Genomic DNA, 15,579 nt, shown 5'->3' with positions numbered 1-15,579 from the left:
GACGTCGTGATCCCGTTCGCCTCCGTCGACCCGCACGACGGGGCGTCCGCGGTGGACCGACTGCGTGACCTCGCCGCGGCCGGGGCACGTGGTCTCAAGCTGCACCCGTCCATGCAGGCTTTCAGCCCGAATGACAGGACGCACTATCCGCTCTACGAAGCCGCGGCCGAACTCGGCCTGCCGGTTGTCTTCCACACCGGTCAGACCGGTATCGGCGCCGGTCTGCCCGGCGGGCGCGGCATCAAGCTTCGCTACTCCGACCCGATGCTCATCGACGACGTCGCCGCGGACCACCCGCAGCTGACCGTCGTCCTGGCCCATCCGTCGGTGCCGTGGCAGGACGCGGCGATCTCGATCGCGACGCACAAGGCGAACGTGTTCATCGACCTTTCCGGCTGGTCACCGAAGTACTTCCCGCCGCAGCTCGTACGGGCCGCCAACGGCCTGCTCAAGCACAAGGTGCTGTTCGGCTCGGACTATCCGGTGATCACGCCGGACCGGTGGCTGACCGACTTCGCCGCGCTGGACATCAAACCGGCGGTGCGGCCGCTGATCCTGAAGGACAACGCCGCGCGCATGCTCGGGCTGGCGCGGACAGGAGGATGACGCGATGCCGGACTACGGACTGGGCAGCTGGCCGGCTCGTCGGGCCCGCATCAACGGCGCAGACGTGGCGTTACGCCAGCACACAGAGCCCGGAGAGCACAGCGAACATGGAGAGCACAGCGAGCACAGCGAGCAATCGGCAGACCGCAGCCTGACCTACGCCGAACTGGCCGCCCGGGTCGAGCGTCTGAGCCTGGCGTTTGCCGAGCTCGGCGTGGGCCACGGCGACCGGGTCGTTTACCTCGGCCCGAACGACATCGCGACCTTCGAGGTCTTCTTCGCCACCGCCCGGCTAGGCGCGATCTTCGTCCCGTTCAACACCCGACTGGCGGCGGACGAGGTCGCCTACCTGCTCGACGACGCGCGTCCAACGGTCCTGGTCTACGGCCCGGAGCTGGCCGATCTGGTGGTCGCGGTGGACCCGGCCGCACACGGGGTCGCCGCGGTCGTGCCGGTGGCCGGGTCCGGGCCGGGTAGCTACGCCGCACTCCTGCACGCCGCGGTGGGGGCCGGGGCGGGGCACTGCGTGGTGCGTTCGGAGGTGGCGCTGTCCGACGACGCGGTGATCCTTTACACCAGCGGCACCACCGGCCGCCCGAAGGGCGCCGTGCTCAGCCACGCGAACATGACGTTCAACACGATGAACCAGTTGGCGCACGTGGATGTCCTGACCAGCGACGTGGCCCTCTGCATGGCTCCCCTGTTCCACGCGGCCGGGCTCGGACAGGTGAGCCTGCCGACCCTGTTCAAGGGCGGCACCGTTGTCGTCGCTCCGAGATTCGACCCGGGCTACGTGCTGTCGGCGATCGCCGCGCTGCGCATTGCGTCGTTCTCCGCCGTGCCGACGATGCTGCAGATGTTGTGCGAGCATCCGGACTTCGCCGCGGCGGACCTCAGTTCCCTACGCTTCGTGATCTACGGGGGGTCGACGGTAGCCGAACGTGTCGCGGTCGCCTGGCAGCGCCGTGGCGTGCCGCTCCTGCAGGGCTACGGGATGACCGAGGCCAGCCCCGGCGTCTACCTGGCGGTGCCGCAGGGCGCGGCAGCGCGGCCGATCTCGATCGGCGTGCCGCACTTCTTCACCGACGTGTCACTGGCCGCCGGGGCCGACACGCCGGAGCCGGGGACGTCCGGCGAACTGCTGGTGCGCGGCCTCAACGTGTTCAGCGGGTACTGGAACCGGCCGGCGGAGACCGACCGCGCCTTCACCGACGGCTGGTTCCGCTCCGGTGACGTCGTGCGGGTCGCGCAGGACGGTTGGGCCTACGTCGTCGACCGACTCACGGATGTGATCATCTCCGGCGGGGAGAACGTCTACCCGGTCGAGGTCGAGGCGGTGCTCAACGCGCTGCCGGGCGTGGTCGACGCCGCGGTCGTCGGGGTCGCCGACGACCGCTGGGGCGAGGTCGGATTCGCCTTCGTCATCGCTGACCCGGATGCCTGGACCGAGGAGTCCTTGCGGGCCGCGTTGCGGGGCCGGCTGGCTTCCTTCAAGATCCCGAAATATGTGCGGTTTGTCCCGGTTCTCCCGCGAACCGCCACCGGGAAGGTTCGCAAACAGGACCTTCGCGCCACGGCGGCCGGCGCGGCCACCGCGGCCGGGACCCCAACCTTCCATTGAGGAGACAGACCGTGTCCACAGTCGTCGACACCCTTGCCGACCTGACCCCGCTGGTCGGCAAGAGTCTGGGTGCCAGTTCGTGGGTAGAGATCGACCAACACCGCATCGACACTTTTGCCGATGCGACCGGCGACCAGCAGTGGATCCACACCGACCCGGCGCGGGCCAAGGACGGGCCGTTCGGTACGACGATCGCGCACGGCTATCTCACCTTGTCACTGCTGATCCCGCTGTGGTCGGAGTTGCTGGACGTCCGCGAGGTCCGCACCAAGGTGAACTACGGCCTGGGCAAGGTGCGTTTCCCAGCGCCGGTTCCGGTGGGGTCCAAGGTGCGGGTGACGGCGACCCTGGTGGCACTTGAGCCGGTCGACGGCGGGATGCAGCTCACCATTGATGCGGTGATCGAGCGCGACGGTGGTGGCAAGCCGGTGTGCGTCGCCCAGCCGATCTTCCGCTTTCTCATCTAGAGCGTCCCCTGTTGCCGGTCGCTCTTGGTCTCGCGGCACCATTCACCTGCGACGGCACCAGGTAAAACCGAGATGGGGGAGGCGTGAACCGGTAAGGCGTAAACCGGTAAGGCGTGAACCGGTAAGGCGTGACCCGGTAAGGACTGTTTCCGAACGAGTGCGGAGGTGCAGTGTGGCTGACAACCGCGGGGTGGCGTACATGGAGCCCGGCCGGGTCGAGGTGGTCGACCTGGACTTTCCCGGGCTGGTCTTACAGGACGGGCCGGGGGTCAACCCGGCGAACGTGGGCCGGCAGTGCCCGCACGGCGTCATCCTGAAGGTGGTGTCGACCAATATCTGCGGCAGCGACCAGCACATGGTCCGCGGCCGGACGACCGCGCCGGCCGGGCTGGTCCTCGGCCACGAGATCACCGGTGAGGTCGTCGAGACCGGCCGGGACGTCGAGTGCATCAAGGCCGGGGACCTCGTCTCCGTCCCGTTCAACATCGCCTGCGGCCGCTGCCGCAACTGCAAGGAACGCAAGACCGGCATCTGCCTGAACGTCAACCCGGACCGGCCCGGGTCGGCCTACGGCTACGTCGACATGGGCGGCTGGGTCGGCGGCCAGGCAGAGTACGTGATGATCCCCTACGCCGACTGGAACCTGTTGCGCTTCCCCGACCGGGACCAGGCCATGGCGAAGATCCTCGATTTGACGATGCTGTCGGACATCTTCCCCACCGGCTTCCACGGCTGTGTCACCGCCGGGGTTGGCCCCGGCTCCACCGTGTACATCGCCGGGGCGGGGCCGGTGGGGCTGGCCGCGGCGGCGTCCGCGTTCCTGCTGGGTGCCGCGGTGGTCATCGTCGGTGACCTCAACGCCGAGCGGCTGGCGCAGGCCCGCAGCTTCGGCTGCGCGACCGTCGATGTGTCACTCGGTGACCTCGGCGGCCAGATCGCGGAGATCCTCGGTGAGCCGGAGGTGGACTGCGCGGTCGACGCGGTCGGGTTCGAGGCCCGCGGGCACGCCCCGGACGCTGCCGAGGCGCCCGCCGCCGTCCTGAACGCGGTCATGGAGATCACCCGGGCCGGCGGGTCGATCGGTATTCCCGGGCTGTATGTGACCGGTGACCCGGGCGCGGCCGACGAGGCGGCGAAGGTCGGCTCGCTGTCGATCCGGATCGGGCTGGGCTGGGCCCGCTCGCACGCCTTGTTCACCGGCCAGTGCCCGGTGATGACGTATCACCGACAGCTGATGATGGCGATCCTGCACGACCGGGTGCAGATCGCGAAGGCGGTCAACGCCACCCCTATCCCGCTGGAGCAGGCCCCCGCCGGCTACCGCACCTTCGATCAGGGTGCGGCCCGCAAGTACGTCCTCGACCCCCACGGCCTGCTCGCCAGCACCACATCCACCGCCTGAGGAGCGGGCGCCCTCAAGGAGTTAGCGCGCCGGGCTGAGAAATGAGGAGATGGTTGACGTGACCGGGCCGCCCGCCACCACCCTGCCCGCCACCACCGTGGCTTCGCCGGGTGTCGCCGCTGTCGGCTCGCCTCGAGGGCTCGACTTCGACGGCCGCGTTGTCGTCCATACCCGGCGTAGCGAATCCGACGGTGTGGTGTCCCTGCAGCTGGAGAATGCTTCGGGAACGCCGCTGCCGGGGTGGGCCCCGGGCGCCCACATCGATCTCGTGTTGCCCAACGGGCTCGTGCGGCAGTACTCACTGTGCGGTCCGGCCGCGGACTGCGGCACGTGGCGGATCGGTGTGCTTCGCGAGCCGGCGGGCCGGGGTGGGTCGGCCTGGATCCACGACAACGCCCAGGCGGGCACCGAGCTGCATGTCCGGGGGCCTCGCAACAACTTCGCGCTGCGGGCGGCGTCCCGCTACGTGTTCATCGCCGGCGGCATCGGGATCACCCCGCTGCTGTCCATGGTGGCGGCGGCCGAAGCGGCGGGCGCGGACTGGACGCTGCACTACGGCGGGCGGCGCCGGGCATCGATGGCCTTTCTCGACGAGCTCGCGCGTTATGGGGACAGGGTGCGGGTGCGTCCCGAGGACGAGTTCGGGATGCTCGACCTGGCCGCGATCCTGAGCGTGCCGTCCCCGTCGACGCTCGTGTACTGCTGCGGGCCGGCGGGCCTGATCGATGCCGTCGAGTCGCGCTGCACGTCGTGGGCGTCTGGAGCCCTGCACGTGGAACGGTTTGCCGCCGCGGCGTCCACGGTGTCGCCGTCGGTGTCGGCGGTATCGGCGGTGTCGGCATCGGGCGAGGGCGGCAACCGGCCGATCGAGGTTGAGTGCCGGCGTTCTGGAATCACGCTGACGGTGCCGCCGGAACTGTCGATCCTTCAGGTGGTCGAGGAGGCCGGTCTGGGGGTCCTGTCCTCGTGCGCGGAGGGTATCTGCGGGACCTGCGAAACGGCGGTCCTGGATGGTGAGGTCGATCATCGGGACTCGCTACTGACCGACGACGAACGTGCCACGAACGACATGATGATGATCTGCGTTTCACGCGCGAGGCACGACCGCCTCGTGCTGGATCTGTAGTGGTTCGATGTTCTCCGAGCAAGGCAGGTGGCTCGCCATCGAGCCCCGTCATCGTCCGTACCGACCGGGCACGTGGATCGCCGGTCGCGCCGTGACAGTGCTGTCACACCCCGGCGACAACCTGATGATCCACGCCTGCATCGAGCAGCGCCGCGCCGGTGACGTGCTCGTCGCCGCGATCGACATCGTGGCAGTGGAGGCCGCGGCGTTCGCCGTCGTCGACCGCCGGACGTAAGCTTTACTTATGGCGACGGAAGTAAAGCGACGGCCCGGTGTCACCCGGGTTTCTCGGAAGCACCAGGTCACCTTGCCCGTCGATGTGCTTCGGGAGGCGGGGCTCGGTCCCGGCGACGAACTCCGGGTGACCGCCGATGGACGCGGCAGGCTCGTCCTCACCGTTGTCCATGATCCTCTTGAGGAGCTGATCGGCTCTGCTCCGGGGTCGTCCGCAATGACCGACCTCGACGCGTTGAGGAACGAATGGGAGCGGTAGTCCTCGATACGAGCGTGGTCCTTGCGTTGTTCGACCCCGATGACTCCCTGCACACAGGTGCGGTCCAGGCGGCCCGCCGTCGGCGCGACGCCGGTGATGGTTTCGTGCTACCGGCGAGCGTGCTGGCCGAGTTGCTCGTCGGTGCCGCGCGCCGGAGCGAGGAGGAGGTTGCCGTGCGCCGACGGCTCACCACCGCCGCATTCGGGCCGCCGTATCCTGTGGACGAAGCTGTCGCGGTTGCGGCCGCGCTACGGCGGGCGCGGCACCAGTCCCTACGGCTACCGGACGCGCTCGTGTTTGCTGCCGCCGACGTCGTCGGCGCTGAAACCATACTTACCGGCGACAAACGCTGGCAGAGTCTTGACGACCGGGTCGAGGTTGTCCGGTAGACGTGGGCAATGGCTCGCCGCATCGCTCCCCGTCCATCGCTTCGCGAGGCACGGGTACCCCGGCTCCGTCGGTCGCCACCCAACACCAGGGTGACTCCCTCCTCCGCCTCGCGATCTACCCACCCCAGCCTCGCTATCCCTGGGGTGACCAGGAGTGGACACCGGCGCGGGCGAACCTGCGCGGCTCCCGGTACGGCCAGCCCACCCCGGTAGATCTGCACCCGGCTGGTGCGACCCCGGACGGGCTCCGCGACGTTGCCGGCAACGTGTGGGAGTGGACATCGACCCCTGTCCTGGGCGACGGGTCGGTCATCCGGGGTGGTTCCTACCGGTCGCTGCCGCTGTACGCCCGCGGGAAGTTCCTCAACGCCGCCCCCCGTGACCGTGCATCGGCGGGCATCGGCGGGCATCGGCGGGCATCGGCGGGCATCGACGTGAGGGTGGTCTGGGATCTATGACACCCCGTGCGGCACCTCAGCGTCTCCGGCGTCTCCAGCGGATCGGTCTGGTCTTCGCCCCCCTACCGGCTCGACGAGCCTGCCGGGATCGAACGCAGCATCGCCGCGCTCGCCGACGGCCTGGCGGAACTCGGCCACGCGGTCACGATCATCGCCGCCGGGCCGGCAGCCCGAGGACCGGCGGGTCGTCCGGCTGCACAGCCTGCACCTTCCACCGTTGCTGCACCCCGACACATTCGACGCCGCACTCGCGCAGGCATCCGGGCTGGCCGCCGAACTCGACGCGATCGCCCACGATCGACGGTTCGACCTCGTCTGCTGCGCGCAGCCACTGGCACGTCACCCGCGGTGCCACCTCGACCGTGGGCACAGGTCCGCCCGTTCCTCGCCGAGGCCGGGCTGATCATCGTCGGGACTGTCCCAAACACCCTCCGGCCAGGTGCGAAGAGCCCGTTTAGGTGGAGTCCGGGTTCAGGGCGCGGCGGCGGACCTCGCCCGGCGTCAGACCGTAGCGTTCCCGAAAAAGCCGGGTGAGGTGCGGCTGATTGTGGAAGCCCCACCGATCGGCGATGGCGTTGATGCTGTGTCGGGCCAACAGTCGACTCTCGAGGTCGGCTTTCACGTGTTCCAGCCGTTGGGTGCGGATGTAGGCGGACACGGAGACCTGCTGATCTTCGAACAGCCGGTGAAGGTACCGGGGCGAGATGTGGTGGGCCGCGGCGATCGCGTCGGGGCACAGGGCGTCGTCCCTCAGGTGCTCACGAATCCAGGCGATGATCTGTAATCGCCGTGCATCGGCCGGAGCCGTGGCGCTGCTGTCCGTGGTGTCGGCGAGCGTCGCCGCGAGCAGATCCATGCAGGCAGCGGCCAGTCGATGGCCGGCTCCCGTCCCGCACGACTGCGCATGGGCCAGCAGGCTGCGCATGCACGCGTTCAGCACCGCGCCGGCACCCTCCCGAGAAGGCAGGACGCGAGCGGTCCACCGTTCGACGAGTGCTGGCGGCAGGGGCACCAGGTCGCGTGGAAACATCAGAACAGCAAGGTGAAAGTCGTCTCGGCTGCTATGCCGGTACGGACGTCCGGTGTCGGACAGAACAAGGTCACCGGGCTGGAGCAGGCACTCATGGCCATCTTGATCCAGCACCGTGACACCGGCCACCTGAAGTGTGATCTTGTAGACGGGCCGGTCGGCGGTTCCTGTGGCGGCAGCGGTACGCACGACCATGTGTGGCGATGCCTGTACGGATAGCAGTGACAGTTCTCCCAGGCTGGTCGCGTCCAGCACCGCGTGGAACGGGCCGTCGGCATCCACGACCGGTTCCAAGGTCTCGAAGGTAGTGCTGACCGCATGACGCCACTGCTCGATGTCGCGTGCTCCCTCGAAGGAGCGTGACATCGCCGCACCGGTGCTGTCCACTCCTCGCCTCCTCGACCAGCATTCGTGATCACTTTCAGGGCCGAACTGTACACCTGCGCGCAAGAATCAGGGCGCCCGTCGTCAACTGCGCTGGCCTGAACGTGGCCATCCTGACTATTGAGTCTGGTGCATGAGTCTGGTGCATGAACCGGCGTTCGCGATAGCGCGACGAGAAGTCCAGGCGATCCACCGACGTGTGTCGGACCAGGCGTTTCAGCATCAGCTGACCGCCATCGCTGTACCGGCGAATTCCGCCGCGTGGAGGTGTCATTACTGTGGACCAAATAATAACACAGGCTGTGACCGTGGCTATCGACGACACGACCGCGATGCCCGGTCGACCAATGGTGTCGACGGGCCGGCTGTACATCGACGGCGGGTGGCGCGAAGGTGTCGCAGGCGAGCGTCGCGCGGTGATCGACCCGTCGACCGGGACGATCGTCGAGACCGTGGTCGACGGCGGCGAAGCGGATATCGACGTCGCGGTGACGGCTGCTCGCAGAGCTTTCGACGAGGGGCCGTGGCCCCGGATGTCGGGCCGGGAGCGCGCTCGCGTCCTGATTCGCGTCGCCGAGCTCGTGCGCGAGCACGCCGACGAACTGGCTCGGCTGGAAACCCTGGATGTCGGCAAGCCGATCACACTGTCCCGGGTGGTCGACGTCAATACAGTGATCGAGCAATACGAGTATTATGCCGCCCTGGCGCAGACAATCGACGGGTCGACACGGTCGATTTCCGTGCCCGCGCTGGCATATACCCGCCGCGAACCCATCGGTGTCGTCGGAGCCATCACGCCGTTCAACTTCCCGCTGATCCTCTCCAACAGCAAAATCGCTCCGGCGCTGGCGGCAGGAAATACGATCGTCCACAAGCCGGCCGAGGACACGCCGTTGTCGGCGCTGCGGATGGCGGAGCTGTTCTCGGCAGCCGGTGTGCCTGACGGAGTCCTGAACGTGGTCACCGGCGGGGCGGTGGCCGGCCAGGCGCTCATCCGCCACCCGGGTGTCGACAAGATCGCCTTTACCGGGTCGACGCCGGTCGGGCGGTCGGTGGCGAGCCTGGCCGGTGAGTTCCTCAAGCCGGCGACCATCGAGCTGGGCGGCAAGTCAGCGCAGTTGATCTTTGCTGACGCGGACCTCGACACGGCCATCGGCGCGGCGATCCAGGGATTCGTGTTCAACACCGGCCAGTTCTGTATGGGCGGGACCCGGCTGCTGGTGGCGCGCGAACTGTTCGACACAGTGGTCGAGGCCGTCGCAGGAGGCGCCGCCGGCGTGCCGGTCGGGGATCCGTTCGAGGAGTCCACCATCGTGGGGCCGCTGGGCGGCGAGCGCCACCTGGCCAAGGTCGAGGAGTACATCCAGCTGGCCCGTGCAACCAACGGTGTCCGGATTGTGACCGGTGGGCGGCGGCTCGACCTCGGTGGCGGCTCGTACTACGCCCCCACCGTCATCACCGGCATGCCCAATGACTCCCGTCTCGTCCAGGAAGAGATCTTCGGTCCGGTGCTGACCGTCCAGCCGTTCGACGACGAGGACGAGGCCGTCGCGCTCGCCAACAGCACGCCCTTCGGACTCGCGGCAGGCCTGCACACCCGCGATGTCGCCCGAGCCCACCGGGTCGCGGCACGGCTTGCGGCGGGCATCGTGTGGGTCAACGGCTGGGCACTGCTCGATCCCGCCATGCCATTCGGCGGCTACAAGCAGTCTGGCTACGGCCGCGAGAACGGGCCGGAAGGTCTGCACGAGTACACGCAGGTCAAGTCCGTGATCGTCGCGCTCACCTGATCGCAAGCCAGCACCGACTGATCGGGCGCCAGCACCGACGTCCACGAAATCCGCGAGCACGGACCACCGAGCAAGGAGACACAGCCAGGATGACGACGACGGAAGCGGCAATCGTCGAGAAGGCCGGAGAACCGTTCACACTGTCCGAGGTCGAGTTGGACGACCCGCGACCCGACGAGGTCGTCGTGCGCCTGGTGGCAGCCGGCGTCTGCCACACCGATCTCACTGTTGCCGGGGGCGGTCTGCCGTTCCCCCTGCCTGGCGTCCTCGGGCACGAGGGCGCCGGCGTGGTGGAAAGCGTCGGCTCCGGGGTCAGTCGGGTGCAGCCAGGTGACCATGTCCTGTTGTCGTTCACCTCCTGCGGCCGATGCGGGAACTGTCGGGACGGCCACCCGGCCTACTGCGCGACCTGGCTTCCGATGAACCTTCTCGGCGGCGTCCGTGCCGACGGTTCGTCGACCATCAGCAGGGCGCAGGAGGCGATCGGCGGTCACTTCTTCGGCCAGTCCTCCTTCTCCCGTCATGCCCTGGTCGACGAGCGCAGCGTCGTCAAAGTGGACGCCGACGTCGCGCTCAACCTGATCGCGCCGCTGGGCTGTGGCGTGCAGACGGGCGCCGGCGCGGTCTGGAACATCCTGAATCCGCGCCCCGGCGCGACGATCGCGGTCACCGGTGCCGGTTCCGTCGGCCTGTCAGCGATCATGGCAGCTGCCCTCACACCGGCGACACGCATCATCGCCGTCGACCGGATCGAACAGCGGTTGCGCCTTGCGGTGCAGCTGGGGGCCACCGACGTTGTCAACGCCACCGACGGCGGCGTCGCCGAACAGCTGGCCGAGATCACCGGTGGCGCGGGGGTCGACGGCGTGGTCGAGACGACGGGGAACACCGCTGTCCTGCGGACGGCGATCGACTGCCTTGCCGCTCGTGGGACGGCGGTCATCGTCGGCGCGCCTCCCTTCGGCTCCGAGGTGGCGCTCGATGTCAACGCCATGCTGGGGGGCCGTCAGGTCGTCGGGATCACCCTCGGTGACAGCGAGACCGAACGGCTGCTGCCCGTTCTCGTCGCTCTTGTTCGCTCCGGCCGGATGCCGGTCCAGAAACTGATCACCGAGTACGGGTTCAGTCAGATCCAAACCGCGGTCGACGACATGGTGGCAGGTAAGACCATCAAACCGGTGCTCACATTCTAAACATTCTAACTGGAAGGCACACCATGCCGGTTGATCCGCAATTCGAGGCCGTTCTCAAACAGGCTGCCGCAGCGGGCCTGCCACCGTTCCACACGCTCACACCCGTCCAGGCCCGAGCGCTGTACGCCCAGCTGATGGCTTTACCTGACCGCCCGATGCCCGTCGTGCACGTGGCGGACCAGATGGTGCCCGGTCCCGCTGGGGAACTCCCGGTGCGGATCTACCGGCCGGGAATGGATGGGCGCCGGCCTGTGCTGACCTATTTCCACGGTGGCGGCTGGACGGTCGGCGATCTGGCCAGTGACGACTGGCTGTGCCGGCGCCTGGCCGTCGGCGCCGACGCGGTCGTGGTCAGCGTCGACTACCGGCGTGCGCCGGAGCAACCCTTTCCGGCAGCGCTGAACGACGCGGTCGCGGGCTACCTGTGGGCCCGGGAGCACGCCGGCGAGATCGGCGGTGACGGCGGCCGCGTCGCCGTCGGAGGATGGAGCGCCGGCGGTAACCTCGCCGCCGCGGCATGTCTTGAGCTGCGGGGCGAAAACGTGCCGGCCGCTCAGGTCCTCCTGACGCCCGCCGTCGACGCCACGATGGCCTTGCCCTCGCACACCGAGAATGCGACCGGATTCGGTCTCGACGCGATGACCGGCCGGTGGTTCGTGGAGAACTACGTGCCTGACCCGGCGCAGCGAAGCAATCCCCTGGTGTCTCCGCTTGCGGCCGTCGACCTCTCCGGGCTTCCGCCGGCAGTGGTCTACACAGCCGAGTACGACGTTCTCAGGGACGAGGGGGAAGCGTACGCGCACCGGCTCGAACAGGCCGGCACAAAGGTCATCGCGAAGCGGGTCGAGGGACTCGACCACCTTTTCCACCTGCACACCGCTGTCGTGGATGCCGCCGCAGACGCCGTCGACCAACTGATCGCGGACGTGGCGAACGTGCTGCGCTTGTAATCCGACAACGCCCACCCCGTGGTCACCACCCCGTCGTGCCCGATCACGGCGGGGTTGCGTTGGACAGGACACGGTGAGCTGAGCGCACCGGAATATTCAGGATGTCGGTGTTGGGGATGCCAGCATTTCTCTGATCATTTTGCGTCCGGCGAGGGCACCTGCGTCGATGGCGATGCTGAGTTCCTGGACGCGGCCGTGTTCGGAGACCCCGCCGACCTTCTCCTCATTCGCGGTCACTTGTTCGAGTAGCGTGAGCGCGTCCACGTCCTGCTGCACGACCTCCTGATTCATCCGCTCAAAGAAATCGGAGACCTCGGCGTCGCCCAGCGCGAAGTCGCGGGCCACCGCCCAGAAGTCGAACGTGCTGTGCTCGGTTTCCGGCGTTATTCCGTAGAGAATCTTTACGTGCACAGCGCCGGTGTCTACGCCGTCGTCTCCCGGCAGTATGCCGACTGGCGCGATCCGTGAATGCAGCACGTACGAACAGACCGGACGGTACTCGATGTCCTGCCAGCGGTCGACGGGCGTGGAGAATCCGGTTGACTTCTCATAGAACGGCGGGCACTCCACGCCGTGCATGTGCCGGCTGATCCGGAGGACCTGCTCGGCGTGGTCGACCTCGGTCTGAATGGGCGTCGCGGCCACCTCGGGAGTCCCGATGAATCCCGCGTGCAGGTAGGTCTCGTGCGACAGGTCGAGCAGGTTGTCGACCAGGAGTTGGTAGCGGGTCGGCAGGGGAGCCATGCCGCCGATCATGGTCCAGTCGGGGTCGTCGAGCCAGTGGTTGTCCGGAACGGCGGCGAGGTCGGCCTTGGCCTCTTCGCCGATCCAGACCCAGATCCAGTTGGCCTGCTCGACGACGCGATAGCTGCGCACCCGCGCGGTTCGCGGCACCCGCTCCTGGCCGGGCACCGCGATGCAGGTGCCCGAACAGTCGTAGGTGAAGCCGTGGTACCCGCACTCCAGGTCGTCGCCCCGCAGTGTTCCGAGCGACAGCGGGTAGCGGCGGTGGACGCAGCGGTCGGCCAGGGCGACGACCCGCCCGTCCAGCGTGCGGTAGAAGACGATCGGCTCGCCGCAGATCGTCCGCGCGAACAGGTCGCGGCCGACCTCACGGCTCCAAGCCGCGACATACCACTGGTTCTGCGGAAACACCCTCATCACCTCTCACGTCGGCGCCCCTATTGCCGGGCGCTCTCAGGGGAACACCGCCAGCACGTCGGAGACCAGCCCGATTCGCCCTCGGGAGCGGACACCGTCCATCCGCCACATCGCCATACTCCGTGTATCGCGATACACGGAGTATGGCGATACTCCGTGTACAGAGTAACTTAAGAGTGGCACTTGAGACAGCCACCGTCAAGAGCCGGTCAAGGCGCCGTACCGCCGGGCGGTCCGGGGCTATCGAGCAGTGCCACAGTCGACGTCACCGCGTGCCGGGGAATCCACGTATGGACTATAATTCCGCCAGAGCGCCGCTTCGGGAGGGACGGAACCGACCGCTGACCAGACATGTGGACGATCCGGAATGCGACGGCGGCGGATCATCCGCCCCGTCTACCCAGCCGGCGCCGTCAGCCCTACAACCCGACGGACCGCGCGCGGAACCCGCGAACCTCGCGGCGCACCCGGGCCATCTGGCCCGACGGCTCCAGCAGGTGACCTATCAACTGTGGAACGCCGCGGTGTCCGACGAGACCACCCCGCCTCAGTTCGCCGTGCTCAACTGCCTGCTCGCCGAGCCCGGCGTCGACCAGAAGACGGTCGGAGAGCGCGCATCACTCGACCGTTCCAACGTCGCCGACGTGGTCGCACGACTGGTCCAGCGCGGTCTTGTCCGGCGACTGCGCGACCCCGCCGACGGGCGACGCAACGTCCTGCGCCTCACTCGCCGCGGCGAGGCCGTGCACGCCACCGTCGCCCGCCGAGCCGACGCGATGAACGAGATCATCCTTGGTCCACTCACCCCGGACGAGCAGGCGACGTTCCTGACACTTCTCGCCCGGATAGTCGCCGCCAGCACCGACCGGCCTACCGCCTCGGATCGGGTCGACGGCGAGCAGGCTGCGTCGTAGCCCTGTTCCCTCCGGCCCGTCGTAACCCGGATGACCGGTGGTATTTCTGGTCTGCCAGCCGCTCACCCTGCCCCTCGCGAGCCATCCAACAACCGGAACTCCCGACCGTCGACGAGCAGCGTGTGATCACCATCCAGGGAGTCTTCGCGGGGAATATACAAAAGCGCGCACCCGGCACCCGTCCGCGGGTCGAGTCCTGCCCTGCGGATGCTGCGCTCAGCAGCAGCTACCAGTACACTCAGCTCCTCAGCCAATCCCACCGGTGTAAGTATTCGGTGCAAGATCGACGCGAGTTTGTCGTCAGGTACGCCTATCCGACTGAAAACCGTACCTGACGACAAACAAACGCCGATCACCATCTCCACGATCAGCCGCACACGGCCGATCAGGGGTGCGTGGCGGCGGGCAGGAAGGGGCTCGGGTCGCGGCCACGAAGAGCAGGGACCGGTCGCGCCTGCGTTCCCGCAGGTAACGGTTCGGGTCGGTGTCCTGGTAGCGCTCGATACCGATGTAGCGAAGCCGGTGCGTTCCGCGGAACACAGAACCCGACCACAGCCAGCCCTTCAGCTCTGTTTCGCAGTGCCCTGCGCTCGCAGGGAGTCGGACCACTCGACCCGGAGATCGCCGATACCATCCAGACCCGTCGCCGTGCAGGATCACCACTGTCCGAGCGGTACGGGTCCACACCAACGGCACGGTCAGCTACCCCGACGACCCCGCCGAACTAGAAGCCGCCGCCATCGGCGCACAGGTAGCCCGCCAGGCCACCTCGATGCCCGACGACGAGGAAGGACCCCCGGCAGCCACCTGATCTCGATCCGGATCCCGGTCAGCACCACCCGACGCAGCCGGGTGTCCCCGCCACCGTCGGCCGAAGCAGGCCCGGACCTGGCCGCCCCGACCACGGGCATGGCAGACTGTGCCACAGAAGCTCCTGTTCGGACGTGTTGGGCGTAGACAACCCATGTCCCAGCAGGAGCTTCACCACGTCACAGACCCGGGTCCCACCCCGACACGACCGGGCCCCGCATCCCGAAACGGCATTAAAGCCGCGAAACGGTCTTAAGTTTTGGGCAGTTACCCATGACGGCGCGGAATTCCTGTTCTTTCTCAAGAAAGCCGTCAAGACTCACGCCGGCAAGGAAATTCATGTCGTGCTGGACAATCTTTCCACCCACACCACGCCCGATGTTGAGGCATGGCTGGAGGAGAGCCCGCACGTGCATTTCCATTTCACCCCGGTCGGATCGTCGTGGATCAATCAGATCGAAACGTGGTTCGGTATCATCAGCCATCAGCCATCAGCCATCAGTCGATCCGCCGCGGTACCTGCACCTCCGTGCAGCTTCTCATCCAGCAGATCCGGAACTACATCGCCCACTGGAACGGCAAGCCGAAGCCATTCACGTGGACGGCGACCGCGGACGAGATTCTCGCCAAGGTCCAGCTTGTCCACGCCAACATCAAGAAACTCGCCGACAACAAAGGTCGAAGACCCCTTGTCAGTTTTCCCTATTGGCGGTCGTTCGTGATGGGAACGGATGCGTCGAGTTCAGCCAGCGTCTGCTGCGCAATGGCGAATGCCCGGTTGGAGC

Annotated in this window: 16 protein-coding genes and 2 pseudogenes; 14 read left to right on the top strand and 4 right to left on the bottom strand. The window is 67.7% G+C overall.

Features of this window, described 5'->3' with window-relative positions; all coding sequences use genetic code 11:
• The 9 genes from U9979_RS14060 to U9979_RS14020 all read left to right on the top strand — a co-directional run.
• A partial coding sequence (locus tag U9979_RS14060) for an amidohydrolase family protein (protein WP_322779724.1) occupies window positions 1-606 on the top strand: 606 nt, incomplete at its 5' end.
• Between the two features lie 4 nt (window positions 607-610).
• Window positions 611-2,227, top strand: coding sequence for an AMP-binding protein (locus U9979_RS14055; RefSeq protein WP_322779723.1), 1,617 nt, complete (start codon window positions 611-613; stop codon window positions 2,225-2,227).
• 11 nt (window positions 2,228-2,238) lie between these two features.
• On the top strand, window positions 2,239-2,694 hold the full coding sequence (locus tag U9979_RS14050; RefSeq protein ID WP_322779722.1) for a MaoC family dehydratase: 456 nt from the start codon (window positions 2,239-2,241) through the stop codon (window positions 2,692-2,694).
• A 172-nt stretch (window positions 2,695-2,866) separates the two neighbouring features.
• Window positions 2,867-4,096: a formaldehyde dehydrogenase, glutathione-independent gene (gene fdhA, locus U9979_RS14045; protein WP_322779721.1), complete on the top strand. Its 1,230-nt coding sequence runs from the start codon at window positions 2,867-2,869 to the stop codon at window positions 4,094-4,096.
• Window positions 4,097-4,154: 58 nt separating this feature from the next.
• The gene (locus U9979_RS14040; protein WP_322779720.1) at window positions 4,155-5,222 is read left to right on the top strand and encodes a PDR/VanB family oxidoreductase; all 1,068 of its coding nucleotides are present in this window, start codon (window positions 4,155-4,157) and stop codon (window positions 5,220-5,222) included.
• A gap of 7 nt (window positions 5,223-5,229) precedes the next feature.
• On the top strand, window positions 5,230-5,457 hold the full coding sequence (locus tag U9979_RS14035) for a hypothetical protein (protein ID WP_322779719.1): 228 nt from the start codon (window positions 5,230-5,232) through the stop codon (window positions 5,455-5,457).
• Between the two features lie 9 nt (window positions 5,458-5,466).
• Window positions 5,467-5,715 (top strand): AbrB/MazE/SpoVT family DNA-binding domain-containing protein, encoded by a 249-nt coding sequence (locus U9979_RS14030; protein WP_416220178.1) that lies wholly within the window; start codon window positions 5,467-5,469, stop codon window positions 5,713-5,715.
• Complete coding sequence (locus U9979_RS14025; RefSeq protein ID WP_322767768.1) at window positions 5,703-6,104, top strand: PIN domain-containing protein; 402 nt, start codon at window positions 5,703-5,705, stop codon at window positions 6,102-6,104. The genes U9979_RS14030 and U9979_RS14025 overlap by 13 nt, the downstream gene beginning before the upstream one ends.
• A gap of 2 nt (window positions 6,105-6,106) precedes the next feature.
• The gene (locus tag U9979_RS14020; RefSeq protein ID WP_322779717.1) at window positions 6,107-6,562 is read left to right on the top strand and encodes a formylglycine-generating enzyme family protein; all 456 of its coding nucleotides are present in this window, start codon (window positions 6,107-6,109) and stop codon (window positions 6,560-6,562) included.
• Window positions 6,563-6,710: 148 nt separating this feature from the next.
• On the opposite strand, the gene U9979_RS14015 is transcribed toward U9979_RS14020, so the two are convergent.
• Both U9979_RS14015 and U9979_RS14010 read right to left on the bottom strand, forming a co-directional pair.
• Complete coding sequence (locus tag U9979_RS14015) at window positions 6,711-6,932, bottom strand: hypothetical protein (RefSeq protein WP_322767767.1); 222 nt, start codon at window positions 6,930-6,932, stop codon at window positions 6,711-6,713.
• Window positions 6,933-7,016: 84 nt separating this feature from the next.
• The gene (locus U9979_RS14010; protein WP_322779716.1) at window positions 7,017-7,979 is read right to left on the bottom strand and encodes a helix-turn-helix domain-containing protein; all 963 of its coding nucleotides are present in this window, start codon (window positions 7,977-7,979) and stop codon (window positions 7,017-7,019) included.
• A 329-nt stretch (window positions 7,980-8,308) separates the two neighbouring features.
• Here U9979_RS14010 and U9979_RS14005 point away from each other — a divergent pair, with 329 nt between their 5' ends.
• The 3 genes from U9979_RS14005 (at window position 8,309) to U9979_RS13995 (ending at window position 11,909) form a co-directional block, all read left to right on the top strand.
• Window positions 8,309-9,766, top strand: coding sequence for an aldehyde dehydrogenase family protein (locus U9979_RS14005; RefSeq protein WP_416220182.1), 1,458 nt, complete (start codon window positions 8,309-8,311; stop codon window positions 9,764-9,766).
• Between the two features lie 89 nt (window positions 9,767-9,855).
• Window positions 9,856-10,959, top strand: a complete 1,104-nt coding sequence (locus U9979_RS14000; RefSeq protein WP_322779714.1) for an NAD(P)-dependent alcohol dehydrogenase — start codon at window positions 9,856-9,858, stop codon at window positions 10,957-10,959.
• A gap of 23 nt (window positions 10,960-10,982) precedes the next feature.
• Window positions 10,983-11,909, top strand: a complete 927-nt coding sequence (locus U9979_RS13995) for an alpha/beta hydrolase (RefSeq protein ID WP_322779713.1) — start codon at window positions 10,983-10,985, stop codon at window positions 11,907-11,909.
• 96 nt (window positions 11,910-12,005) lie between these two features.
• On the opposite strand, the gene U9979_RS13990 is transcribed toward U9979_RS13995, so the two are convergent.
• Window positions 12,006-13,070, bottom strand: coding sequence for a Rieske 2Fe-2S domain-containing protein (locus U9979_RS13990; protein ID WP_416220174.1), 1,065 nt, complete (start codon window positions 13,068-13,070; stop codon window positions 12,006-12,008).
• A gap of 290 nt (window positions 13,071-13,360) precedes the next feature.
• On the opposite strand from U9979_RS13990, the gene U9979_RS13985 reads away from it, so the two are divergent.
• The gene (locus U9979_RS13985) at window positions 13,361-13,984 is read left to right on the top strand and encodes a MarR family winged helix-turn-helix transcriptional regulator (RefSeq protein ID WP_322779711.1); all 624 of its coding nucleotides are present in this window, start codon (window positions 13,361-13,363) and stop codon (window positions 13,982-13,984) included.
• 300 nt (window positions 13,985-14,284) lie between these two features.
• Here U9979_RS13985 and U9979_RS25225 read toward each other — a convergent pair.
• A pseudogene (locus U9979_RS25225) lies at window positions 14,285-14,488 on the bottom strand (hypothetical protein); the annotation flags it as partial.
• A 581-nt stretch (window positions 14,489-15,069) separates the two neighbouring features.
• Between U9979_RS25225 and U9979_RS25220 the strand changes: the two are divergent.
• A pseudogene (locus tag U9979_RS25220) lies at window positions 15,070-15,476 on the top strand (transposase); the annotation flags it as partial.
• Window positions 15,477-15,579 lie beyond the last annotated feature (103 nt).

Origin of the sequence: Protofrankia sp. Cas4, from assembly GCF_963555915.1 — a bacterium.
GTDB lineage: Bacteria > Actinomycetota > Actinomycetes > Frankiales > Frankiaceae > Protofrankia.
This window is presented reverse-complemented; position numbering and strand designations above follow the sequence as displayed.

What these genes read in the sequence shown, in the direction of transcription:
- U9979_RS14055 (WP_322779723.1), top strand. Translation starts at nt 611, where the DNA reads ATGCCGGACTACGGACTGGGCAGCTGGCCGGCTCGTCGGGCCCGCATC.
- U9979_RS14035 (WP_322779719.1), top strand. Translation starts at nt 5,230, where the DNA reads ATGTTCTCCGAGCAAGGCAGGTGGCTCGCCATCGAGCCCCGTCATCGT.
- U9979_RS14030 (WP_416220178.1), top strand. Translation starts at nt 5,467, where the DNA reads ATGGCGACGGAAGTAAAGCGACGGCCCGGTGTCACCCGGGTTTCTCGG.
- U9979_RS14025 (WP_322767768.1), top strand. Translation starts at nt 5,703, where the DNA reads ATGGGAGCGGTAGTCCTCGATACGAGCGTGGTCCTTGCGTTGTTCGAC.
- U9979_RS14005 (WP_416220182.1), top strand. Translation starts at nt 8,309, where the DNA reads ATGCCCGGTCGACCAATGGTGTCGACGGGCCGGCTGTACATCGACGGC.
- U9979_RS14000 (WP_322779714.1), top strand. Translation starts at nt 9,856, where the DNA reads ATGACGACGACGGAAGCGGCAATCGTCGAGAAGGCCGGAGAACCGTTC.
- U9979_RS13995 (WP_322779713.1), top strand. Translation starts at nt 10,983, where the DNA reads ATGCCGGTTGATCCGCAATTCGAGGCCGTTCTCAAACAGGCTGCCGCA.
- U9979_RS13990 (WP_416220174.1), bottom strand. Translation starts at nt 13,070, where the DNA reads ATGAGGGTGTTTCCGCAGAACCAGTGGTATGTCGCGGCTTGGAGCCGT.
- U9979_RS13985 (WP_322779711.1), top strand. Translation starts at nt 13,361, where the DNA reads ATGGACTATAATTCCGCCAGAGCGCCGCTTCGGGAGGGACGGAACCGA.